This window comes from Bacillus litorisediminis (genome assembly GCF_022808645.1).
GTDB lineage: Bacteria > Bacillota > Bacilli > Bacillales > JC228 > Bacillus_BF > Bacillus_BF litorisediminis.
This window is the reverse complement of record NZ_JAKZKT010000004.1, coordinates 36503-59119: the sequence shown is the minus strand read 5'-3', so window position 1 is coordinate 59119 and position 22617 is coordinate 36503. Positions and strand designations below refer to the sequence as shown.

Here is a 22617-nt window from a genome sequence, read left to right as displayed (position 1 = left end):
GTTTTATAAGTGTCAATCTCAGAAAAATGTCTCATTGCCTATGAAAATGGGGACTTTGATAAAGCAAATCAACTATACGAACAAATAGTAAAGTCAGGATTGCCAGAGGACCAACTTGAACTGGCGGATGGACTTCAACATCTAGGTTTTTTAGAAGAAGCTCTCTCATTATATGAATCGCTTCACATCCTGTTTCCTGATGAGGGTGAGATTAAGCTTGCTCTTGCGGAAACTCTTCAGGATTTAGGACGTGAGGATGAAGCCTTGATATACACCTCCTCCATTGAAGCCAATGATCCCGTTTATCCTCAAGCGTTACTGATGGAAGCGGATTTGTATCAGGCCAAAGGGCTGTTTGAAGTTAGTGAAGAAAAGCTATTACGTGCCAAAAAAATCCTACCGGACGAGCCGGTTATCGATTTTGCATTAGGGGAACTTTATGCAGCAGAAGGAAAGTGGCTTGAGGCGATTGAATGCTATGAGAGGGTTGAAAAAAATCCGAATAACGTCAATCTTGATATCAGTAAACCGCTAGCCCTAGCCTTAACATCAGCTGGCAGGTTTGAAGAAGCTCTAGAGTTTTATGAAAAAGCCTTAGACGAGAAAGTAGACTCTGATACTTTATTTGGCTACGGATTTGCAGCAGAAAAAGCAGGCTACAATCAAACAGCTATAGAAAAGTGGACAGAGCTAAAGACATTAGATCCGGATTATTTTTCCGTTCATCTATTACTGGCAAGAGTATACGAAAAAGAAGAGATGTTAAACGAAAGTTTGCTTGCTGTAAACGAAGGGATTGAAAAAGATCCGTTTCATAAAGAATTATTTTTCAGCGCAGGAAAACTCTCCTTAAAGCTTGGGAATGAAGAAGAGGCAGAGAGTTATTTAAGGGAAGCATTAGCGATTGATCCTTCTTATTTGGATGCTCTGCAAACCTACGTTAAACTTCTTATTCATCAAGAAAGATATGAGGATGCGGCAAGCGAGATTACAGCCTATCAGGGCGGGGATGAGGAACATCCGGAATTAACGTGGGACCTTGGTTATTGTCTTCACCATCTTGAACAGTATGAAGATGCATTAACTGAATACCAGCGTGCATATACTTACTTTAAGAATAACAAAGAGTTCCTATTAGACTATGGTGATTTCCTAATGGAATACGGTTTAAGGGATGATGCGGCTCGGATTTTCTCAGAGGCTTTAGCGATTGACCCTACAGATATAGAGGTAAGAGACATTCTAGAGCGATTAAGCGAAGAGTAATGCAATGGTATAGTGAGAGGAGGACAAAATCATGTCAACCCCTGTTTCTGTCCATGAAAAAAAAGATTTTATCCGATGGTTTTTGAACAATTACCAGCTTAAAAGAAGAGAGTGCGTGTGGATTCTTAATTATTTGATGAGTCACGATCAGCTAATGGCAAAGGTACACTTTGTTGACCAGGCTCAATACTGTCCACGCGGACTGATCATGTCAACTCATTGTGTGGAAGAACCACCATTTAAGTTTTACAAAGGGAATGTAATGACAACGGATGCAGAAAAATCATTTCATGATATCCGTTTAAATCGGGATGAAGACATCTTTATTCAATTAAATTTTAGGCAGTCGCGCCATTCCTATCAGTATGTGGCGGTACTCGAAGAAAATCCTTACGTTCCAAAGCATCTTCAGGAAAATGAAAAAGACCGGATCATCGCAGAGAAGCTTCTTGAAAATAGTTTAAAGAGTTTTCAAAAAGAGAGACTGTTAAAAGAAATAGACCTGGCACTTGACAGTCAGGATAAAGAGCGGTTTTTAAAATTAACAAAAGAATTAAATCGGATCATCCACGGATAATTTCTTGAATAAACGTACATCGTTATACATAACGGTGTATTTTTTTTTCGTTTTTTGGGATTGCCCTGGTTATTAAGTGCAGTAACCGGATTGGTTCCTTGAAGCAGCTTTTAAAGGAATTTTAATCCATTTTAACTAATTGGTGGAAATGTCCATCATCGTTGGTGTGAAAGACAAAACCGCAGCACTTGGTGCTCGAAATGTCCGTCATCGTTCATATGAAAGACAAAACCGCAGCACCTGGTGCTCTAAATATCCGTCATCGTCCTTATGAAAGACAAAACCGCAGCACTTGGCGCTCGAAATGTCCGTCATCGTCCTTATGAAAGACAAAACTACAGCACTTTGCACTTGAAATGTCCATCATCGTTCATATGAAAGACAAAACTGCAGCACTTGGCGCTCGAAATGTCCGTCATCGTCCTTATGAAAGACAAAACCGCAGCACTTCGCACTTGAAATTGTCCATCATCGTCCTTATGAAAGACAAAACCACAGCACTTGGCGCTCGAAATGTCCGTCATCGTCCTTATGAAAGACAAAACCGCAGCACTTGGTGCTCGAAATGTCCGTCATCGTCCTTATGAAAAACAAAACCGCAGCACTTCGCACTTGAAATGTCCATCATCGTCCTTATGAAAAACAAAACCGCAGCACTTTGCACTCGAAATGTCCATCATTGTCCTTATGAATCGAGAAACGTCCGTGAACTGTTTCAAATGCACATTTTATCCGTTGTTCATATCGAGAAACGTCTTTGTACTCGCTATAAAGACACATTCTATCCTCTTAAAACCAACAAAATGCCTAACTACGATCTAATGAATTATCGAATAATGCTTAAATAAAGCCATGAAGAAAAAGTTCAGAAAACGTTCATAATTTATTTTGGGATTCATGATAAGATATTCTGTAGAAGGATCAGGAGGTGAGAGCATTGCAATGGAATGCGAAGGATCTTTCCTCTTTTAAAGAAGTGAGAGAATACATAGATACAGCTATTATCCCGCTTTTGCCCATTTCCTTAAAAGAAGATTTAGTTCAATCTGGATCAATGGTTGAGTTTACCATTCATGTTACCCGGTCAATTCAAACTCAATTTACCGGAAGAACACTTCTCTTTCCGCCTTATACATATTTTCGTCATGAAGATTTTGCTAAAAAAAGCATACGTTTGAAGGAATGGGAGCAAACTATTGAAAAAGAGGGATTTAGACATATTTTTTATTTCACCTCTGATTTAGAATGGCGGCAATATGAAACAGGGCAATACAATGAATGTTTCATTCTGCCGATGGTTCCGTTTGAATCGATGGAAGAACAATTTAAACGGTCCATGGTGGATGATCAGGTCAAGCAATTTATCCCTTTGATTGTTAAAAAATGGCAGGAACAATAACGATTTAGACAATTGCGATATTATATTGACCTTCATATAAGATTGATATATCATTGTTATGTCCTAGTTTTATAAGTGCAAATATATTGTCCCATCGGACTTACCTTAGAACAAGAGGGGGGAAAGACATGAGCAAGCATCGTGTTTCAAGACGTCAGTTCCTCAGTTATACACTCACTGGTGTAGGCGGTTTCATGGGTGCTGCCATGATCATGCCAATGGTTCGCTTTGCAGTGGATCCTGTTCTTAAAGCAGCAGGCGCGAGCGATTTTATTGCAACCGACGTGAAGGTTGCTGACTTGACAACTGAACCGACTCGTGTGGATTTTTCCTACGAGCAGCAAGATGCATGGTATACATCAACTGTAACCAGTACAGCCTGGGTGTATAAAAATGATAATGGAGAAATCGTAGCACTTTCTCCAATTTGTAAGCATCTCGGGTGTACGGTCGACTGGAATACGGATAAATCGAATCCAAACCAGTTCTTCTGTGCATGCCACTATGGGCGGTATACAAAAGACGGAAAAAATGTTCCAGGAACACCACCGCTTGGACCTTTAGATGTTTACGAAGTTCAGGAAAAAGATGGATATCTTTATTTAGGCGCAACAAAGCCTAATCCAATTGGACAGGGGGCGTAATTTGAATGCTGAATAAGATTTATGATTGGGTTGACGAGCGCTTAGATATTACGCCTCTTTGGCGCGACATTGCAGATCACGAAGTACCAGAGCATGTAAATCCGGCTCACCATTTTTCAGCATTTGTATATTGCTTTGGCGGACTTACCTTTTTCATTGTAGTTATTCAAATTTTATCTGGAATGTTTTTAACGATGTATTACGTTCCAGATGTTATCAATGCTTGGGAATCGGTATACTATCTGCAATATGAAGTAGCGTTCGGACAAATTGTACGCGGTATGCACCATTGGGGAGCCAGCCTTGTTATTGTTATGATGTTCTTACATACTTTACGTGTTTTCTTCCAAGGTGCTTATAAAAAACCGCGTGAATTAAACTGGATTGTTGGAGTTTTAATATTCTTTGTAATGCTTGGACTTGGATTTACAGGGTACTTATTACCATGGGATATGAAGGCTTTATTTGCAACGAAAGTTGGTCTTCAAATAGCAGAATCGGTACCGCTGATCGGTGAACAAATTAAGATTTTACTCGCAGGTGACTCCCAAATTCTTGGAGCTCAAACGTTAACTCGTTTCTTTGCGATCCATGTCTTCTTCTTACCGGCTGCGTTGCTTGGATTAGTGGGTGCCCACTTCCTAATGATCCGGAAACAAGGTATTTCAGGTCCACTATAATCATAAGGCAAGTAATTATAACGTTAGCTAGCAGAAGGAGGGGAATTGCTCGATGCATCGCGGAAAAGGGATGAAATTTGTTGGCGATTCACGTGTAAAAGCAAGTGACAGGAAGCCAAACATACCAAAAGATTATTCCGAGTATCCTGGTAAGACGGAAGCCTTTTATCCTAACTTCCTTTTAAGAGAATGGATGGTAGGAGCTGTTTTCCTGGTAGGATTTTTAATTTTAACAGCGGCACACCCGTCTCCTTTAGAAAAGATAGCGGATCCTACAGATACATCTTATATTCCGTTGCCTGACTGGTATTTTCTTTTCTTATACCAATTACTAAAGTATACTTATGCATCTGGTCCTTATAATATAATTGGTGCTATGGTTATCCCTGGATTGGCATTTGGTGCATTGTTACTGGCGCCATTTATTGACAGAGGCCCTGAAAGAAGACCAGGCAAGCGTCCATTAGCAACAGGTTTTATGCTTTTAGCCGTAGCGTCTGTCATTTATTTAACTTGGGAGTCAGTCGTAACACATGACTGGGAAGCTGCTGCCAAACAAGGTGAAATTGTAGCAGAAGTTGAAGTTGATACAGAATCTGAAGGATATCAAATATACTCCGGTCAGGCTTGTATCAATTGTCATGGTACTGACTTGCAAGGCGGACCCGGTGCTCCAGCCATTGTTGATACAGGACTAACTGCAGAAGAAGTTATTGAGATTATTAATAATGGTAAAGGGGCTATGCCTGCTGGACAATTCCAGGGTTCAGAAGAAGATAAGCAGAAGCTTGCGGAGTTTATCGAAAGTCTAGTAGCTGAATAGGTATTTTATAAGAAGCTGGCGGTTTTTCGCCAGCTTTTTTTCAAAATGGAGGATTAGTATGTTTCCATTACCACTGATTTTAAGAGAGAAATGGTTTCTATGGATATTGCTTATAATCAATGCATGCGGAACGATATACGGATACATATGGTATCAAAGTCAATTAGCTGTTACTCCTGATCATTTTCTAATTTTTGTCCCAGACAGTCCGACGGCAAGTCTCTTTTTTTGTTTTGTCCTAGCAGCGTTTATTTTTGGGAAGAATTGGGGGTTATTTGAGGCTCTTGCCCTCATTACCCTTTATAAATATGGAATTTGGGCCGTTGTAATGAATATCCTCACACTCATTGTAAGCGGAGACCTTCATTGGACTGGCTATATGCTGATGGCTTCGCATTTGGCGATGGCAATTGAAGGGGTTCTTTACGCTCCTTTTTATCGAATCAAATGGTGGCATTTTGTCGTGGCAGGGATTTGGACATTACATAATGATGTGATTGATTACGTCTTTATGATGTACCCCGTATACCATTCGATCTCGATGTATGTGAAGGAAATCGGATATTTTACTTTCTGGCTCTCCATTACAGCTCTGTTTTTAACCTACTTTCTTTGTTTTTCAAAAAATAGAGTTCAATGGTCACTAAAAAAATATTAGGGTTTTAGGGTCTACTCTTGTCCATCCCTTCATAGATATAAAAATAGGAATTATGGGGGGGACAAGAATGAGGATTCGAATTATTGGAGTGGTAATATCTTTATTATTTTGTTGGACATTTGTTGGACAAGCAGCCAATCTAACCCCATTGGAAAGCTTAAGTAACCTTTCTGAAAAAGCACTTCAGCTCACGAAAGCAGGCCACTATAATCGGGCAGAATCAATCATGGAACAGTTTTCAGAACAATTTCAGCAAGTATCAAGCCAAATGGTTTTTACAATGGATCAAGTCCAAGTGATTACAATAGCAGAGCAAGAGGCAAGGAATGCACTTGCTAACTCTGAATTAAGTAAAGATGATAAAGTATCAAGCATGGTTAAATTCAGATTAGTGCTAGATGCGCTTGTTTCCAACCATCAGCCTTTATGGACACAAATGGAAGATTCCATTTTAGGAATCTATAATGAGGCAGTGGGGGCAGCTCATGCAAAAGATATTGATAAGTTTCATATGCTGTACAACTCCTTTTTATCTCAATATAACTTAATCTATCCTAGCCTTAAATTGGATGTACCCGCAGAAGCTGTGCTTAAGGTTGATGCACGTATCCAATATATAGATGAATACCGTCCAGAATTAGTTAATGATCCGAATGGAATAAAAGAATTGGAGGCATTAGCTCAAGATTTACAACAGCTTTTTGAACAAAGCGAAGAGGACGAGGCTGATCCTTCACTTTGGTGGGTGATTACAACCACGGGGAGTATTATTATTCTAACCTTGTCCTATGTTGGTTTTAGGAAATATAAAGGGGGCCAGGAGAAGCAAAGGAGATATTCAAAAAAGCAAAATGATTGACTTTCATGTCTGCAATCCATACTATTTAGATAGAAGCATTCGTTTATATTTTTAAGGAGGTTCCTATGGGATATTTACTTTATTTTGCAATCCTGATTATTGTTCCAATATGGGCTCAGCTCCGTGTCCAATCTGCTTATAAAAAGTATTCAAAGGTAGCCTCATCTTCTTATCTCACTGGAAGTGAAGTAGCACGGCGAATCCTTGATGATAATGGATTGTATCATGTAGATGTTCAAGAAACGAGAGGATTTTTAAGCGATCACTATGATCCAAGGTCTAAAACAGTCCGCCTTTCTTCTAAAAACTATCATGGCCACTCTGTTGCCGCAGCTGCAATTGCTGCGCATGAATGCGGTCATGCGATTCAGGATCAAGAGGGATATGCATTTCTCCGTTTCCGTCATGCTCTAGTTCCAGTTGCGAGCATCGGTTCTAACTTTTCATGGATTTTAATTTTAGCAGGTATGCTAATGGGCATGGCTGATTTGCTATTGCTTGGAATCATTTTCATGGCTGCAGCAGTAGTGTTTCAGGTTATAACACTCCCTGTTGAATTTAATGCATCAAACCGGGCCATGGACCAAGTGGTTCAGTTAGGTATGATTCGCAATAATGAAGAAAGAGCAACGAGAAAGGTATTAAACGCAGCAGCGCTTACGTATGTTGCCGCAGCTGCAGTGGCTGTACTTGAATTACTAAGATTCGTTCTTATGTATGTAGGGATGAATAATAGTGATGATTAAGATATAAAAAAAGGTCATATAGGGAAAAAACCTATATGACCTTTTTTTATACTGCGGTGCTTGTAGCAACTAACTTTGCGAAAAACATCCATAAATTTAATTACCTCTCAATCGGTAATTTATTTTCATCTAATGTAAAGCCTTCACCTAATACATCATGCACAAAGGTAACCGATACGAACGCATGCGGATCAACGGATTGTATAATTCCTTTTAATCGGGTAATCTCATTTCTGGCAACTACACAGTATAAGACTTCCCGTTTTTGTTTGGTAAAGGACCCATACCCATTTAATACGGTTACTCCCCGATCCATTTCTTGCAAAATTTTATTTGCAATTTCTTCGTTTTTATCAGAAATAATCATGGCGCCTCTTGCAGAATAAGCACCTTCCTGAATAAAATCAATGACGCGTGCTCCGACAAAGACCGCAACTAATGTATACATTGCTTCTCGATAATTTAAATATGTAAAAAGGGAAAGAGTAATGACACATGCATCAAAGATAAACATCGTCCTTCCCATACTCCAGCCCATATATTTATGGAAGAGCCTCGCGATAAGATCAACTCCACCGGTGGTGCCTCCATATCTAAAGGTAATCCCAAGTCCAACCCCGATAAAAACCCCCGCAAATAGAGCAGCTAATGCCAGATCATCCTGCAATGGAATGCTGTAGTGGTATCTTTGGAAGATCCACAGAAAAAAGGAGACTCCTATTGTTCCCAATATCGTATAAATCAAGACGGTCCGTCCTAAAAGTTTCCATCCGATGAAAAAAAGCGGGACATTTAAGATCAAATTGGTATAGGAAGGATCCCATCGGAACACAGCGTATAGAAGAAGCGTAATACCGGTAAAACCGCCTTCTGCTAAATTGTTTTGAATATTAAAATGAACGATTCCAAATGAAAAAACCGCAGAGCCTATTAATATGAATATAATATTTTTCAGTTTTAAGCCAAATGGCATTGTTTACGTAAAGCCTCCTTACAATGATAAAGTATGAATATGCAGTCAGGATGAACAGTTTGCGATCAGAATCTATCTATAGCAATGATTTTGATTTGCGCCTTCATTATATATAAATAAAAATAGTGAAGGCAATAGACTAAGAAAAAAGATTTGTCTTTATCTGCCTGTTTCGGGTAACATGAACATGAACAGCCGAATAAAGGAGAATCATCGATATGAACCAGAAAACTATGCAAGAGATGCAAAAAGAAGTTGACGAATATATCGGTCAATTTAAAGAAGGGTATTTTAGTCCTCTTGCCATGATGGCTCGTCTAACGGAAGAAATGGGAGAGCTGGCAAGAGAAATTAATCATTATTATGGCGAAAAGCCTAAGAAACATACAGAGGCAGAAAAGACAGTGGAAGAGGAACTTGGTGATGTTTTGTTTGTCACAATTTGCCTCGCTAATTCTTTACATATAGATTTACAATCGGCACATGAGAGAGTGATGAATAAGTTTAGGATTCGAGATAAAGATCGTTGGACAAGAAAGGACGGCGAAAAATAGAATGGAGAAAATTAAGATTACCATAGCAGGTCCACGCGGGAAAATGGGACAAGAGGCAGTAAAAATGGTTGGAGACACAGTTCAATTTGAACTAGTATCAGTAATTGATTATAAGCATGAGGGAAAATCATTAGCTGCAATATTACCATTTGTACATACAGATATCCCTATATACGCAAATGCAAAAGATGCTTTTCAGAATACAGCACCTGACGTTTTAATCGATCTAACAACACCCGAAGCAGGCTTTCATCATACGAAAGCAGCTTTAGAGTTTGGAGTGCGTCCTGTAGTTGGGACAACCGGTTTTACCAATGATCAGATTGAGGAATTAAAACAGCTTGCAAAAGCAAAAGAAATAGGCTGTATCATTGCCCCTAATTTTGCAATTGGTGCAGTTCTCATGATGAAATTTTCGACTTGGGCTGCCAAGTATTTTCAGGATATTGAAATCATCGAAATGCACCATGATCAAAAGCTAGATGCACCTTCAGGAACCGCCGTTAAAACAGCCGAAATGATTAGTCAGGTAAGAACGGAGAAACGTCAGGGGCATCCAAATGAAAAAGAAACCATACCAGGTGCCAGAGGGGCTGACAGACAAGGGATGAGAATTCATAGTGTGCGTCTGCCAGGCTTAATCGCACACCAGCAAGTAATGTTTGGAGATAGCGGACAAATTCTTACCATCCGTCATGACTCAACCAATCGTGCCTCTTTTATGTCTGGTGTAAAAGTGTCTGTTGAAACGGTTATGAAATTAGATCACCTAGTATATGGTTTAGAAAATATACTGGAGTAGGGGGAAACACGTGTGAACATTGCCCTAATTGCCCATGATAAAAAAAAGACCGATTTAATCCAATTTGTTACTGCTTATAAATCTATTTTTGAAAAACACTCATTATTTGCAACGGGAACCACAGGATTAAAAATACAGGATGCTACTTCCCTTCCGATAACACGGTTTCAATCGGGACCGCTTGGAGGAGACCAGGAAATCGGCGCGATGATTGCTAAAAATAATATGGACATGGTCATCTTCTTCCGGGATCCATTGACAGCCCAGCCGCATGAGCCGGATGTCTCTGCCTTGATCCGATTGTGCGATGTATATGCGGTTCCGCTTGCAACGAATATGGGGACGGCGGAAATCCTGGTTCGTTCTTTAGAGCAAGGGGACTTGGAGTGGAGAAATTTGGTTAGAGGGAAAGAAGGAGATTAAATAAGTGAATCAGTCATCCTTACATGTACTGGCGTTTGGCGCACATCCAGATGACGTTGAAATTGGAATGGCAGGTACATTAGCAAAATTACATAACGAAGGGTTGAAGACCGGGATATGTGATCTCACATTGGCTGATTTATCTTCAAATGGCACGGTTGATATTCGGAAAAAAGAGGCTGATGCGGCAGCCGAAATTCTTGGATCCACCATTCGTGTGAATCTCGGGATTCCTGATCGGGGAATCAGGCTTGATAATGAGCAAATCAGTAAAGTAGTTACAGTGATTCGGACTTATAAGCCAAAGCTGATCTTTATTCCATATCAAATAGATCGCCATCCGGATCATGGCTGGTGTGCAAGGCTTGTAGAAGAAGCTGTTTTCTCGAGCGCGATAAAAAATTACCGTGATACAGAAAACCTTCCTTCTCATCGAGCGGATGCCGTTTATTATTATTTTATCAACGGTTTTCACAAACCCGATTTTTGTGTTGATATTTCAGAGACAATCACGCAGAAAATAGCGAGTCTGAAAGCTTATGCCAGCCAATTTTCGAAGGCAGATAGCGACCGCGTTGAAACACCACTCACAAATGGTTATATTGAAACAGTTGAAGCAAGAGAGCGCATGATGGGGAAAGAAGTAGGCGTAATATATGCAGAAGGATTTAAAACTGCACGACCGTTGCTATTGGATTCACACGGTTTAGGAGTAAACCAATGAAATTAAAAATTGGCATTACTTGTTACCCGACTGTTGGGGGATCTGGTGTCATTGCGACTGAGCTGGGAAAGCTTTTGGCTGAAAATGGACATGAGATTCATTTTATCACATCAAGCATCCCTTTTCGCTTGCAAAAAGTGTACCCGAATATATATTTTCATCAGGTTGAAGTCAATCATTATCCAGTTTTTCAATATCCGCCCTACGATATTGCGTTAGCTACAAAGATGGCAGAGGTCATTAAACGAGAGGAATTAGATATTCTTCATGTCCATTACGCAATACCGCATGCAGTTTGTGCGATTCTTGCAAAACAAATGAGTAAAAAGGACGTTAAAATTGTAACGACATTGCATGGAACTGATATTACCGTTTTAGGCTATGATTCTTCTCTGACTGGGGCAATCAGATTCGGGATTGAAGATTCAGACTGTGTAACAGCTGTTTCTGCTGCTTTAGTTGAGCAAACACACGAGTTAATTGCCCCAAATAAAAACATTATACCGGTTTATAATTTTGTGGATGACCGTATTTATTATAAAAAAGAAATGCCGAATCTTAAGAGGGAACTCGGGATTGAAGATGATGAAAAAATATTGATCCATGTTTCTAATTTCCGAAAAGTAAAGCGGGTCCCAGATGTAGTGAAGGCATTTGCTGGAATTGAAAAAGAGATAAAAGCCAAATTACTGCTGATTGGCGATGGACCTGAAATGAGTGTCGTTTTTAATTTGATAAATCAGTTAGACATTAAGTCAAAAGTGATATTGTTGGGAAAACAAGAAAATTTAGAGGAACTCTATTCAATCAGTGATTTAATGTTACTTTTATCTGAAAAGGAAAGTTTTGGTCTGGCTGCATTAGAAGCAATGGCTTGTGGAGTCCCATGTATTGGAACTGCAATTGGCGGAATCCCCGAGGTTATTGAAGATGGAATAACAGGATTTTTAGTTGAATTAGGTGATATAGAGGATGTACAGAATAAGGCTATTTCAATCTTGAGTAATCCTGCTGTTCATGAGAAGTTTTCACAAGCTTCCATTGAGCGAGTCCAAAACTGCTTTAAGTCTAGTTTAATTGTATCACAGTATGAACAAATCTATAAAAGACTGCTGGTGTAAAGGGATGAACATTGATGACTTCTCCATTTGAGAGCGGTAAACCAATCCTTGAAAAATTGAACGAAGCTGGTTTTGAGGCCTATTTTGTAGGCGGAGCAGTCCGAGACTTTCTGCTTGGCAGAAAGATTGGCGATATAGACATTGCTACTTCTGCAAAGCCAGAAGAGGTCAAATCGATTTTTCCCAAAACTGTAGATGTCGGGATTGAACATGGGACAGTCCTTGTGATATACAATGGTGAGGGGTATGAAGTCACTACTTTTCGAAAGGAATCCGAGTACGAAGATTACCGCCGCCCTAAAAGTGTAGAATTTATATCATCCCTTGAAGAAGATTTACAAAGAAGAGACTTTACAATCAATGCTCTTGCAATGGACCTGAATGGCGACATTCATGATCCCTTCAATGGCAAAAATGATCTAGTGAACAAAATGATTCGGTGTGTCGGGAGTCCTTCCGAACGATTTATGGAAGATGCTCTACGCATGATGAGAGCGATTCGTTTTCAGAGTCAGCTTGGATTTCAAATAGAAGAGGAAACATTTAATAGTCTGGTACAGCTTGCGCATTTATTAGAAAAGATAGCTGTCGAAAGAATTTTGATAGAATGGAGTAAGCTGCTTGGCGGAAAATATAAATCAAGTGCGTTTCAGTCATTAATTGATACAGGATTGTTTCAAAGACTTCCCGCAAATGAAGAGCTTTCATCAGGGATTCAAGATTTCTTGCATTATGAGGTGAACGACTTAGAGGCAGAAGAATCTTGGCTATTGCTTTTATATAAAAGCAATGTGCAATCACCATATACTGTTTTAAAAAAATGGAAGACTCCTAAAGCGTTGCAAAAAAAGCTGGATAGCCTGCTTATGTGGCTGCAATTTCGGCTCAAACATGAATGGACCCCATTTGCTCTGTATCGAGCTGGTATCGAGAACGCTTTATTAGTGGAACGTGTTTTTAATTGTATAGCTGGCCGGGAACTTTCTGTTTCTTCTTATACATTGAAGACTCTTTATGATCAGCTGCCGATACAAAACAGAGAAGACCTTTTCATCGATGGGAATGATTTATTAAAATGGACAAACCATACACCTGGCCCATGGTTAAAAGAGTGGATGGGATACATAGAAAAAGCAGTCGTTGAAGGCAGAATAGGTAATGATAAAGAGGAGATAAGGGAGTGGTTTTTAAATGAATTCAAATAAACAAATACTGCTCTCATTGTTTAATGAAACACAAGGGGGATTTTTGTCCGGACAGCAAATTGCAGATCAATTGGGCTGCTCGAGAACAGCGGTTTGGAAACATATTGAAAGCCTGCGAGAAGACGGATATGAAATTGAAGCAATCCGCAATAAAGGATATCGAATTGTTGAGCGTCCCAATGGTGTCAAGGAATATGATATTACGACTGGGTTAGACACAACTAAACTGGGACAAAACTACTTTTATTATGATACTGTAGCTTCGACGCAAAAAATCGCTCATGAACTAGCGCAAAAAGGGGAACCTGAAGGAACGCTGGTTTTAGCTGATCAGCAGCAATCTGGGCGAGGACGCATGGATCGGCCATGGTTTTCTCCGAAGGGTACAGGGATTTGGATGAGTCTTATATTAAGGCCAAGATTACTCCCTGCTCAAACACCACAATTAACCTTGCTTACGGCTGTTGCTGTTGCACAAGCAATTGAAGAAGTAACAGGTATTACCCCTTCGATTAAATGGCCCAATGATTTGCTGATTGATGGTAAAAAATGTACAGGGATCTTAACTGAGCTTCAGGCTGAATCAGATCAAGTACGATATTTGATTATCGGGATCGGGATTAATGTCAATCAGGTAAAAGAAGACTTCCCTGAGGAACTGCGAACACTTGCAACCTCATTAAAAATGATAAAAGGTCAGGAAATTTCTCGGGCAAAATTAGTTCAGGAGATATTAAAAAGATTAGAGAGACTGTATGATATATATTTAATGCAAGGTTTTAAGCCAATCAAATTGTTATGGGAGAGCTATGCCGACACGCTTGGGAAAATAATTAAAGCTAAGACCATGCATGGAACGATTCAGGGAAAGGCGATTGGATTATCGGATGAAGGAGTATTAATGGTAGAGGAAATAAATGGAACTCAGCACAAAATATATTCTGCTGATATTTCATAAGCTATTACATCCAGAGTTCCATTTAAGACGCAATTTGGTATAATAGGAGCGGGCGGTATCTATAGGAACTGCACCTTGTATGTATAATCCTTACAAACACACTTTACTAAATTCTGCCTAGATCCAAAAAGGACAAGGACAGAGGGAAGAGCCTAGATATTTTCAAAGCTGACAAGCATCCTTCTCTCTTGATGAGCAGTGATGCTTTTTTTGCTTTCAAAAGAGAGGATTTCCCTTTTTCCTTTTAAAAGAAAGGGGACATTTTTATGAAATCTACAACAGATTTTTTGAAGATGAAAAAGAATGGCGAAAAAATAGTGATGATGACCGCTTACGACTATCCTTCTGCCAAATTATCTGAAGCAGCAGGACTCGACATTATTTTGGTGGGCGACTCCTTGGGGATGGTCGTTTTGGGGTATGAGTCTACTGTTCCGGTGACTCTCGCAGATATGATACATCATACAAAAGCCGTAAAACGGGGGGCACCTGATACATTTATAGTTGCTGATATGCCTTTTATGACCTATCATCAATCGATGGATCAGACGCTTTCTAATGCTGGCAAACTATTTCAGGAAACAGGCTGTCACGCTTTAAAGCTTGAGGGCGGAGGAGATGTGATTCCGAAAATAAAGGCTATGACAGAGGCAGGAATACCGGTAGTAGCCCATCTAGGACTTACCCCGCAATCAGCAGGGGTATTAGGCGGTTATAAAGTACAAGGGAAGACAAAGGAAGCTGCTGAAAAACTAATAGAAGATGCAAGATTATGTGAGGCAGCGGGTGCCTTTGCCGTAGTTCTTGAATGTATTCCATACCAATTAGCAGAAACGATCTCAAAGCAATTAACCATTCCTACAATTGGAATTGGTGCTGGCCCTCATACAGATGGACAAGTCCTGGTATTTCATGATTTAATCCAATTTGGCATTGATCGGACAGCTAAATTTGTTAAAACCTATAACAATCTAAACCAATCTATTAAGGACAATATTGAAGCTTATATTCATGACGTAAAATCGGGAAGTTTTCCAGAATTAAAACATTCATATACGATGAAAGAGGAAGAATTGACAGCTCTTTACGGAGGAACTAAATGAAAATTATTACAACCATTAAAGAGATGCAGCAGGAAGTCAGACAGTTAAAAGTGCAGCAGTTGTCAATTGGATATGTACCAACGATGGGATATTTGCATGAAGGACATTCGGCTCTTATCGATGAAGCAAGGAGACATAATGATAAAGTAATCATTAGCATTTTTGTGAATCCTCTGCAGTTCGGACCGAATGAAGATTTTGATGCATATCCTCGCGATATTGAAAGAGATGAACGGATTGCCAAAGAGCATGGAGTTGATTTTATTTTTTATCCCTCAGTAGATGAAATGTACCCACACGAGCTTTCCGTTTCTTTATCTGTGAAAGATCGGACTGATGTACTATGCGGAAAATCGAGACCCGGCCATTTTGATGGGGTGGTCACCGTGCTAACGAAGCTATTTCATATTATACAGCCAGACCGTGCTTACTTTGGTTTAAAGGATGCTCAACAGGTTGCAGTAGTAGATGGATTAATTTCTGATTATCATTTTCCGCTAGAACTCATTCCTGTTCCTACTGTACGTGAGGAAGATGGTTTAGCGAAAAGCTCTCGAAATGTCCGTTTAAGTTCTAGTGAAAGAGAAGAAGCACCCCAAATTTATCAAACACTTTTACACGGGCAAGAGTTAATTCGTGCTGGAGAAAGAAACACTTTTCAATTAGAAGAAAGATTAAAAGAAAAACTTGCGAATTCTATTAGCGGTACTATTGACTATCTGGAAATTCTGACTTACCCTGAATTACGCAAGCCTGATCAGATTGAAGGGAAAATCATGATAGCCGTAGCTGTATACTATCACAAGGTACGGTTGATAGATAATCTGATTATTGATGTACCAAGAAAATAGAGGAGGCGGCATAGGATGTTTAGAATAATGATGAATGCTAAAATCCATCGTGCCCGTGTCACTGAAGCGGATCTCAATTACGTTGGAAGCATTACAATAGATGAAGCTATATTAGATGCAGTGGGGATGCGCCCCAATGAAAAAGTTCAAGTCGTAAATAATAATAATGGCGCCCGTTTTGAAACCTACATTATCCCTGGTGAAAGAAATAGTGGGGTTATTTGTGTAAATGGAGCAGCTGCGAGATTAGTCCAAAAGGGAGATGTTGTGATTATTATCAGCTACGGATTAATCCCTGGGGAACAACTCGATTCACATTCTCCAAAAATTGCGATTATGAACGAGAAAAATGAAATTAAAGAACTCATTAAAAATGAACCGGCCAGAACGGTTCTGTAAAGTAAAAACTGGGGCTTTCGATAAATATCTGCCTTTTTATAATTCAATCACTTTATATGTAAAAAGATAATGGAGAGGGCTAGCTCTTCTGCAGGGGCAGCCCTGTTTTTTTATTTCTTCGTTTTTATCAACTAGTTGCTGTAACAGAAACCAAGTTTAAATTCGATGATTATATAGTTACAATATACGTATAACATCTAAAATTGGTTTTTAGATAGTCATAAACTTTTAGCCGTGACTTGAACGTTGTTATAACCATACTATACATACATATATAACAGGATGGAGGTGGATCCATGAATCGCTTTGTAGTGGTTGATCTTGAAACGACAGGCAATAAAGTAAAAGCTGATGATCGCATTATCCAGCTTGGTGCTGTATTAATTGAAAATGGAGAGATCACGAGTCTCTATTCTACCTTTATTCAGCCAAAGCGATCGATCCCTTCTTTTATTACTGAATTAACTGGAATAGATGAAATGTTAGTGAAGGACGCACCCGTTTTTAAAGAAGCCGTCGGGCCCTTTATTGATATGTGCAAGGGTGCATGTATCGTTGCCCATAATAGCGCATTTGATCTAACGTTTTTGCAAGAGGAGTATAAACGAAATGGCTTTCCAATCTTTGATGGGAACGTCATTGACACAGTTGAATTAGCACGATTTCTGTATCCGACATCCCAAAGCTTTTCTCTTCAGGGGTTAGCGAGGGAATTGGATATTGATCATTCATCTCCTCATCGGGCAGACGCTGATGCTGAAGTAACAGCTCGGATTTTCCAAAAAATGATGCAAAAGCTAAAACAGCTTCCTATTGAAACACTTAAACAACTTGAACAGCTATCATTGTATTTAAAAAGTGATATACAGCTGCTTTTGCAATCTATACTTTTGCAGAAGGAGCACAACGATCATATTGAATCTTTTTCCTATTATAATGGGATTTGGTTAAAAGGATATACGCCTCCAAGTAAAAACAAGGGGGATTCACCTGAGGCACAGTCTCCTGCCATTCATGAAAGAATCAAAACCATACAGACAGCATGGAGCGAAGGAAAACAGTTCTTTTATGAAGTAAACCAAGTAACCCCTCGCTTTATTGAAAGTTTAGCTTTATCGATTAAGAATCAATTTGATGAACAGTTATGGATTATTACCCGGGAACCAAAAAAGTGGGAATCATTTTTTAATCAAGAAATAGGAAATATTTCTATTGCAACACTAAAAGGGAAGCATCATTATCTTTCGTTGAAAAAATTCAGTCAGGTCTTGAAAGAAGACGATCCTAACTATGATCATGTATTGACGAAGATGCAGATTTTAGTATGGCTGTTAGAGACAGATAAAGGAGATGTAGATGAATTAAATCTTTCCAGTTCATCGGAGGATTTTTGGATAAAGATTTCGACAGATGCAAGGGATGGACAACATGATCCAGCTCCAGCCATTTCCTTTTATCAGCGCACACTTATCGAGGCATCGCAGGCGGACTGTTTAATTACAAACTACCCTATGTTTTTATCTGAATCGCTCTATCTGGAAAATAGTCTGAATCGGCCATATTATTGTCTATTAGATCAGCCAGAAATATTAGTAGAGCAGATGCCAAAATATTTTGGAAAAAAACTGACTTTTGTTTCGTTTCGTGTCTGGCTTAAACAGCTGGAAGGACCATTTTTAAATAAAATAATGTCCCATGGTCAAACGGGAAAGAGAAGTTTTGCTGCAAAAGAATTTTTCGAAAAGCTAAAGGAAGAGAGTGAAGATTTTTTTCAGTTGGCTGCCGATTATGCTCTATTGCACGAGGAATCAATAGCAGGCTTTTCTCCTTATGTTTCTGCACCGTTGCAACCCTCCCATACTTTAGATTCTTTTCTGTATGCAGGAGAAAGGTTGTTATTTTCATTAAAAGAGCTGATATCTTACTTATCAAAACAATTTAATCAACTTTCAGGGACATCGGATTCTTATTATCAACTGAGGATTGATTGGGAGCCTTTTATAGCAGAAGCAGAAGAGATGATTCAAACTCTGCAATCCTTTATCTCACCAGCCGGTTACGGGGTCACGAAATGGATTGAAACGGACACAAGAGGTATGAGTAATTATACAGCTATTATTTCAAGACCTTTATTGGCTTCTAGACAATTTGGCGAATTTCTGAAGACACACGGAATCTCTGCTGTCTTTTTATCATCTGCATTTTCCGTAAACCGTTCATTTTTATTTTCTGCTAAATCTTTTGGGTTGACGCTGAACCAGGTTAGTGTCTATAAAGAAAAAGAGAAGAAAACAAATCAATTGTATATAGGAGATAAAAATTCCAGTATTGAGCAGATAGCATCATTTACAGCTCAAGTCTGCAAGGAGTATGATAAAGTTTTTGTTCTCACTAGCTCTTATGAGGAAACTCAAGCCTTAACAGAGGCGATTCAAACATTACAAAATCTTGAAGGATTTGTATTACTATCACAAAGTCAGGCGAGTATTGGCAGATTGTTAAAGCAGATGAATCGTTTTGATAAGGCGATCTACATTGGGAGTCAATTTTCTACCGACTACACCAGCAATGAAGAGAGTCGTGATGCGTTTATTATTACAAAGCTTCCTTTTTTATCACCAAAGGATCTATATCATAAGCTTCAGGCAGAGGAATGTGAGAAAGAGGGCAGGAATTCTTTTTATCATTTTAGTCTACCTTATGCTGTATTAAGGCTTAAAAGGCTGTTTGCAAAAATTAACTTCCCGAATAATCGGATATATCTGTTGGATTCAAGAGTTTGGAAATCGGAGTATGGCAAAACGTTTATCCAGTCCATTGACGGTCTCGAATGGGTACCTTTTGATTTAAATGCATGAATCTCCTCCAATAAGGTCAACACTAATGAAAAAATGCATTTTTTGCTTTCGTAAGGAGTTTTTTTGTTAGGTGTTGGTCTTGGCGTTAGCCAAGTTTTCTGTAGGAGGAGCCATTCATGTTATTTTCCCAGAAACTCGCAGCATTCATTTTGTTTGTATCATTTATTTGGAATAACTCCGCAATACCCTCATCTGTTGAACGAATTGATGTCAATTTGAGAGAACAGGAAATTGCGTTTACTTTTTTTGCTTTAACAAATGGAGAGGCAACCCTTTTACAGTTTCCAGATGGAGAAAATCTTTTAATTAACACGGGAGCAAGTTCAAGCCAAAAAGAATTGGATTATTGGCTGAATCTTTATGGGGTCAAACGAATTTCAACAGTAATTATCACAAAAGAAGACCCTGGGTATATCGGAAATTTAGAACATGTGATCAAACGCTATCAGTCACGGCAGATTATTCTCTCGAATCGGCTTTTTCAGCAATGGAAAGGCAACCACACTTATCCAAGTGATATTGCCGTACAGTGGTGGGATAGCGGAACACGAATTGAATTGCGCCCTGATGTAAAGTTAGAAGTTCTATATAACGGAACTTCTCCAACGGAGGGAATGGACTTCTCGATTACTTTTTTTGCTCACCGTTTTTTATTTTTAAGTTCTTATGGAACGGATAGCGAATCAAAATTGCTGTCTGAAAAATTGCAAGATGTTAATATCGTAAAGCTTCCCAATTATGGGGGACAGGCAATTACAAGGAAATTGGCGAAACACATCGATCCTCAAGTAGCGATATTATTTAATATGGATTCCATTAAACCGAATGAAAAAATGGTGAAGCTATTAAATGATATGTGGATCGATGCTTATCTAACAAAGGAACATGGAACGATTACGATTAAATGTACAGATGTTACATACGAAATTATCCATATACATCCAAAAGGAAAAGAATAAAGAAAAAATATGCTTGAAAATAGTTTTTGTTTGACGGCCATGTTGTTATAATGAGAGAGGATTTATCCTTATAAGAAGCGAAAGATCATTTAATTCAGGTTAAGTTGGATGTAACCTTATGCAGTCGGAGGTTTTTATGGGTAATCAGATTGAAATACTATCTACGATTCGGATTGAATACTCCAACGATCTATATAAAATTGTGGATATTCTGAATCGGACTTTAAAAAAAGAAGATTTAATGTTTGGCTTGTCACTTGATAAAAAAGACCCGAATATTGCTATTTTTACGATATACCGTACATAGGTAAATTTACTGCAGATAGAAGACAGAAAAGGGATTGAGCTGTAAACAATGAAAAAGTGGATCAATCTAGGGCTTGGCTTGTTCGTTTTAGCGGGAATTGCGATTTCAATTCTCCTTTATTTTTCGATTCAGCCATATAAAGACAAAGAAGAGTTAGCCTTTTCAGCCGCATTGGAAAAATCGAGCCTAAAAACGGCAGAGGAGTTTGACTGGTTTCGCTATAAAGAAGAGTATTTTATTGTAACGGGTAAAAATCAGGCCGGAGAAGAAACGATTGTATGGATGGATGCGGAAAATCTAACTGTCGTTGCTGAGTATCAAGCAAGCGAAGGGATTTCAAAAGAAGAAGTCCTCCAGTCATTCCAAGATGAGTGGGATATTTCTGAGGTAATAGATATTAAACTAGGATATGCAGATAAGCGACCGTTATGGGAGCTTACCTTTATAGATAAAAACAATAGATATACTTTCCTCCAAGTCTCCTTTTTAACAGGAGATTGGATTCGTTATTACCAATATAGTCAAGGAGGAGTTTCTTCATGAAACTGTCAAATCGTGTCGCTGCATTAACCCCGTCTTCGACTCTTGCGATTACGGCTAAAGCGAAACAACTGAAAGATGAAGGTCATGACGTGATTGGATTGGGTGCGGGAGAACCAGACTTTAATACACCTCCCCATATTATTAATGCAGCTATTAAAAGTATGGAGGAAGGCAAAACAAAATATACACCTTCCGGCGGTTTGCCTGCTCTAAAGGAAGCGATTCAAGAAAAATTAAAAACAGATCAGGCACTTGAATATGATCTGTCTGAGATTATGATTGCCTCTGGTGCAAAACATAATTTATATCTGCTGTTTCAAGCGCTCTTAAATGAAGGAGACGAAGTCATTATTCCATCCCCTTACTGGGTCAGCTATCCGGAACAAGTCAAGCTGGCTGAAGGAACACCTGTATTTGTAGAAGGTAAAGAAGAAAATGATTTTAAAGTTACCGTTGAGCAGCTGAAAGAAGCCGTAACTGAACGCACAAAAGCGTTAGTGGTCAATTCTCCTTCCAACCCCACTGGAATGATTTATTCAGCTGAGGAATTACAGGAAATCGGGCAGTTTTGTTTAGAGAATAACATTTTAATCATCTCCGATGAGATTTATGAAAAATTAACCTATAATGGCCATAAACATGTTTCAATTGCGCAATTATCACCTGAAATAAAAGAAATTACCATTATTATTAATGGAGTTTCAAAATCACATTCGATGACTGGATGGAGAATTGGTTTTGCAGCCGGAAATAAGGATCTGATTAAAGCCATGACAAATCTGGCAAGCCACAGTACGTCAAACCCAACTTCGTTATCTCAGTATGGCGCCATCGCTGCATACAAGGGAGATCAGCAATCTGTTGAAATGATGCGACAGGCTTTTGCTCAAAGATTAGAAGAGGTATATGAAAAATTAATCAACATTCCAGGGTTTACCTGTGTTAAACCACAAGGAGCTTTTTATTTGTTCCCTAATGCGAGAGAGGCTGCAGAGATGACAGGTTTTGAAAATGTTGATGACTTTGCTAAAGCTTTACTAGATCAAGCTCTTGTGGCAGTCGTTCCAGGGTCAGGCTTCGGCGCACCTGATTACCTTCGCATTTCTTATGCAACATCAAAAGAGTTGCTTTTAGAGGCTTTGGATCGTATTCATCAATTTGTAATCAATAATTCTGTTAAATAAA

Annotated in this window: 25 protein-coding genes; 24 read left to right on the top strand and 1 reads right to left on the bottom strand. The window is 39.0% G+C overall.

From position 1 onward, the window contains the following. Positions 1-9: 9 nt before the first annotated feature. The 9 genes from MLE14_RS03030 (at position 10) to MLE14_RS02990 (ending at position 7652) form a co-directional block, all read left to right on the top strand. Positions 10-1266 (top strand): tetratricopeptide repeat protein, encoded by a 1257-nt coding sequence (locus MLE14_RS03030; protein ID WP_243296828.1) that lies wholly within the window; start codon positions 10-12, stop codon positions 1264-1266. Between the two features lie 31 nt (positions 1267-1297). Next, positions 1298-1843 (top strand): ReoY family proteolytic degradation factor, encoded by a 546-nt coding sequence (locus MLE14_RS03025; RefSeq protein WP_243296827.1) that lies wholly within the window; start codon positions 1298-1300, stop codon positions 1841-1843. Positions 1844-2780: 937 nt separating this feature from the next. Then, the gene (locus MLE14_RS03020) at positions 2781-3242 is read left to right on the top strand and encodes a DUF2487 family protein (protein WP_243296826.1); all 462 of its coding nucleotides are present in this window, start codon (positions 2781-2783) and stop codon (positions 3240-3242) included. Positions 3243-3370: 128 nt separating this feature from the next. After that, on the top strand, positions 3371-3886 hold the full coding sequence (locus MLE14_RS03015; RefSeq protein WP_243296825.1) for a QcrA and Rieske domain-containing protein: 516 nt from the start codon (positions 3371-3373) through the stop codon (positions 3884-3886). Positions 3887-3891: 5 nt separating this feature from the next. After that, entirely contained in the window at positions 3892-4566 is a 675-nt protein-coding gene (qcrB, locus tag MLE14_RS03010; protein WP_243296824.1) for a menaquinol-cytochrome c reductase cytochrome b subunit, read from the top strand. Between the two features lie 52 nt (positions 4567-4618). Beyond that, on the top strand, positions 4619-5389 hold the full coding sequence (locus MLE14_RS03005; protein WP_243296823.1) for a menaquinol-cytochrome c reductase cytochrome b/c subunit: 771 nt from the start codon (positions 4619-4621) through the stop codon (positions 5387-5389). Positions 5390-5447: 58 nt separating this feature from the next. Next, positions 5448-6047, top strand: coding sequence for a DUF1405 domain-containing protein (locus tag MLE14_RS03000; protein ID WP_243296821.1), 600 nt, complete (start codon positions 5448-5450; stop codon positions 6045-6047). A 67-nt stretch (positions 6048-6114) separates the two neighbouring features. Further along, a complete protein-coding gene (gene ypjB, locus MLE14_RS02995) occupies positions 6115-6906 on the top strand; it encodes a sporulation protein YpjB (RefSeq protein WP_243296819.1) in 792 nt (263 codons plus the stop codon). 65 nt (positions 6907-6971) lie between these two features. Then, positions 6972-7652, top strand: a complete 681-nt coding sequence (locus MLE14_RS02990; RefSeq protein WP_243296817.1) for a zinc metallopeptidase — start codon at positions 6972-6974, stop codon at positions 7650-7652. Positions 7653-7752: 100 nt separating this feature from the next. Here the strand turns inward: MLE14_RS02990 and MLE14_RS02985 are convergent, their stop codons facing one another. Continuing rightward, a complete protein-coding gene (locus MLE14_RS02985) occupies positions 7753-8625 on the bottom strand; it encodes a YitT family protein (RefSeq protein ID WP_243296814.1) in 873 nt (290 codons plus the stop codon). 218 nt (positions 8626-8843) lie between these two features. Here MLE14_RS02985 and MLE14_RS02980 point away from each other — a divergent pair, with 218 nt between their 5' ends. The 15 genes from MLE14_RS02980 (at position 8844) to MLE14_RS02910 (ending at position 22616) form a co-directional block, all read left to right on the top strand. Next, complete coding sequence (locus MLE14_RS02980) at positions 8844-9179, top strand: nucleotide pyrophosphohydrolase (protein WP_243296812.1); 336 nt, start codon at positions 8844-8846, stop codon at positions 9177-9179. A 1-nt stretch (position 9180) separates the two neighbouring features. Next, positions 9181-9981 (top strand): 4-hydroxy-tetrahydrodipicolinate reductase, encoded by an 801-nt coding sequence (gene dapB, locus MLE14_RS02975; RefSeq protein WP_243296810.1) that lies wholly within the window; start codon positions 9181-9183, stop codon positions 9979-9981. Between the two features lie 12 nt (positions 9982-9993). After that, entirely contained in the window at positions 9994-10404 is a 411-nt protein-coding gene (mgsA, locus tag MLE14_RS02970; RefSeq protein ID WP_243296808.1) for a methylglyoxal synthase, read from the top strand. 4 nt (positions 10405-10408) lie between these two features. After that, complete coding sequence (gene bshB1 / locus MLE14_RS02965) at positions 10409-11128, top strand: bacillithiol biosynthesis deacetylase BshB1 (protein WP_313897726.1); 720 nt, start codon at positions 10409-10411, stop codon at positions 11126-11128. Further along, positions 11125-12249 carry an N-acetyl-alpha-D-glucosaminyl L-malate synthase BshA gene (gene bshA / locus MLE14_RS02960; protein WP_243296802.1) on the top strand — a complete coding sequence of 375 codons (1125 nt, stop codon included), beginning with the start codon at positions 11125-11127 and terminating at the stop codon, positions 12247-12249. Before bshB1 ends, bshA begins: the two co-directional genes overlap by 4 nt. A gap of 14 nt (positions 12250-12263) precedes the next feature. Then, complete coding sequence (locus tag MLE14_RS02955) at positions 12264-13454, top strand: CCA tRNA nucleotidyltransferase (RefSeq protein WP_243296800.1); 1191 nt, start codon at positions 12264-12266, stop codon at positions 13452-13454. Further along, complete coding sequence (locus MLE14_RS02950; protein WP_243296799.1) at positions 13441-14412, top strand: biotin--[acetyl-CoA-carboxylase] ligase; 972 nt, start codon at positions 13441-13443, stop codon at positions 14410-14412. Before MLE14_RS02955 ends, MLE14_RS02950 begins: the two co-directional genes overlap by 14 nt. A 266-nt stretch (positions 14413-14678) precedes the next feature. Further along, entirely contained in the window at positions 14679-15515 is an 837-nt protein-coding gene (gene panB, locus MLE14_RS02945) for a 3-methyl-2-oxobutanoate hydroxymethyltransferase (RefSeq protein WP_243296797.1), read from the top strand. Further along, positions 15512-16366: a pantoate--beta-alanine ligase gene (gene panC / locus MLE14_RS02940; protein ID WP_243296795.1), complete on the top strand. Its 855-nt coding sequence runs from the start codon at positions 15512-15514 to the stop codon at positions 16364-16366. Before panB ends, panC begins: the two co-directional genes overlap by 4 nt. 15 nt (positions 16367-16381) lie before the next feature. After that, on the top strand, positions 16382-16765 hold the full coding sequence (gene panD, locus MLE14_RS02935; protein WP_243296792.1) for an aspartate 1-decarboxylase: 384 nt from the start codon (positions 16382-16384) through the stop codon (positions 16763-16765). Positions 16766-17061: 296 nt separating this feature from the next. Continuing rightward, complete coding sequence (locus MLE14_RS02930) at positions 17062-19623, top strand: exonuclease domain-containing protein (protein ID WP_243296791.1); 2562 nt, start codon at positions 17062-17064, stop codon at positions 19621-19623. Positions 19624-19739: 116 nt separating this feature from the next. Next, complete coding sequence (locus tag MLE14_RS02925) at positions 19740-20582, top strand: ComEC/Rec2 family competence protein (RefSeq protein WP_243296789.1); 843 nt, start codon at positions 19740-19742, stop codon at positions 20580-20582. Between the two features lie 136 nt (positions 20583-20718). Beyond that, a complete protein-coding gene (locus tag MLE14_RS02920; RefSeq protein WP_243296788.1) occupies positions 20719-20889 on the top strand; it encodes a YpmA family protein in 171 nt (56 codons plus the stop codon). Between the two features lie 48 nt (positions 20890-20937). Next, on the top strand, positions 20938-21432 hold the full coding sequence (locus MLE14_RS02915; protein WP_243296787.1) for a cell wall elongation regulator TseB-like domain-containing protein: 495 nt from the start codon (positions 20938-20940) through the stop codon (positions 21430-21432). Next, positions 21429-22616 carry a pyridoxal phosphate-dependent aminotransferase gene (locus tag MLE14_RS02910; protein ID WP_243296785.1) on the top strand — a complete coding sequence of 396 codons (1188 nt, stop codon included), beginning with the start codon at positions 21429-21431 and terminating at the stop codon, positions 22614-22616. The genes MLE14_RS02915 and MLE14_RS02910 overlap by 4 nt, the downstream gene beginning before the upstream one ends. The last annotated feature ends 1 nt before the right edge of the window (position 22617 follow it).

Excerpts from the sequence above, each read along its gene's own strand:
- MLE14_RS02920 (WP_243296788.1), top strand. The coding sequence starts at position 20,719 with ATGGGTAATCAGATTGAAATACTATCTACGATTCGGATTGAATACTCC.
- MLE14_RS02910 (WP_243296785.1), top strand. The coding sequence starts at position 21,429 with ATGAAACTGTCAAATCGTGTCGCTGCATTAACCCCGTCTTCGACTCTT.
- MLE14_RS03015 (WP_243296825.1), top strand. The coding sequence starts at position 3,371 with ATGAGCAAGCATCGTGTTTCAAGACGTCAGTTCCTCAGTTATACACTC.
- dapB (WP_243296810.1), top strand. The coding sequence starts at position 9,181 with ATGGAGAAAATTAAGATTACCATAGCAGGTCCACGCGGGAAAATGGGA.
- MLE14_RS03000 (WP_243296821.1), top strand. The coding sequence starts at position 5,448 with ATGTTTCCATTACCACTGATTTTAAGAGAGAAATGGTTTCTATGGATA.
- MLE14_RS03005 (WP_243296823.1), top strand. The coding sequence starts at position 4,619 with ATGCATCGCGGAAAAGGGATGAAATTTGTTGGCGATTCACGTGTAAAA.
- panC (WP_243296795.1), top strand. The coding sequence starts at position 15,512 with ATGAAAATTATTACAACCATTAAAGAGATGCAGCAGGAAGTCAGACAG.
- MLE14_RS02985 (WP_243296814.1), bottom strand. The coding sequence starts at position 8,625 with ATGCCATTTGGCTTAAAACTGAAAAATATTATATTCATATTAATAGGC.
- MLE14_RS02990 (WP_243296817.1), top strand. The coding sequence starts at position 6,972 with ATGGGATATTTACTTTATTTTGCAATCCTGATTATTGTTCCAATATGG.
- MLE14_RS02915 (WP_243296787.1), top strand. The coding sequence starts at position 20,938 with ATGAAAAAGTGGATCAATCTAGGGCTTGGCTTGTTCGTTTTAGCGGGA.
- qcrB (WP_243296824.1), top strand. The coding sequence starts at position 3,892 with ATGCTGAATAAGATTTATGATTGGGTTGACGAGCGCTTAGATATTACG.
- panB (WP_243296797.1), top strand. The coding sequence starts at position 14,679 with ATGAAATCTACAACAGATTTTTTGAAGATGAAAAAGAATGGCGAAAAA.
- MLE14_RS02955 (WP_243296800.1), top strand. The coding sequence starts at position 12,264 with ATGACTTCTCCATTTGAGAGCGGTAAACCAATCCTTGAAAAATTGAAC.
- MLE14_RS02980 (WP_243296812.1), top strand. The coding sequence starts at position 8,844 with ATGAACCAGAAAACTATGCAAGAGATGCAAAAAGAAGTTGACGAATAT.
- MLE14_RS02930 (WP_243296791.1), top strand. The coding sequence starts at position 17,062 with ATGAATCGCTTTGTAGTGGTTGATCTTGAAACGACAGGCAATAAAGTA.
- panD (WP_243296792.1), top strand. The coding sequence starts at position 16,382 with ATGTTTAGAATAATGATGAATGCTAAAATCCATCGTGCCCGTGTCACT.
- ypjB (WP_243296819.1), top strand. The coding sequence starts at position 6,115 with ATGAGGATTCGAATTATTGGAGTGGTAATATCTTTATTATTTTGTTGG.
- bshA (WP_243296802.1), top strand. The coding sequence starts at position 11,125 with ATGAAATTAAAAATTGGCATTACTTGTTACCCGACTGTTGGGGGATCT.
- MLE14_RS02950 (WP_243296799.1), top strand. The coding sequence starts at position 13,441 with ATGAATTCAAATAAACAAATACTGCTCTCATTGTTTAATGAAACACAA.
- MLE14_RS03025 (WP_243296827.1), top strand. The coding sequence starts at position 1,298 with ATGTCAACCCCTGTTTCTGTCCATGAAAAAAAAGATTTTATCCGATGG.
- MLE14_RS02925 (WP_243296789.1), top strand. The coding sequence starts at position 19,740 with ATGTTATTTTCCCAGAAACTCGCAGCATTCATTTTGTTTGTATCATTT.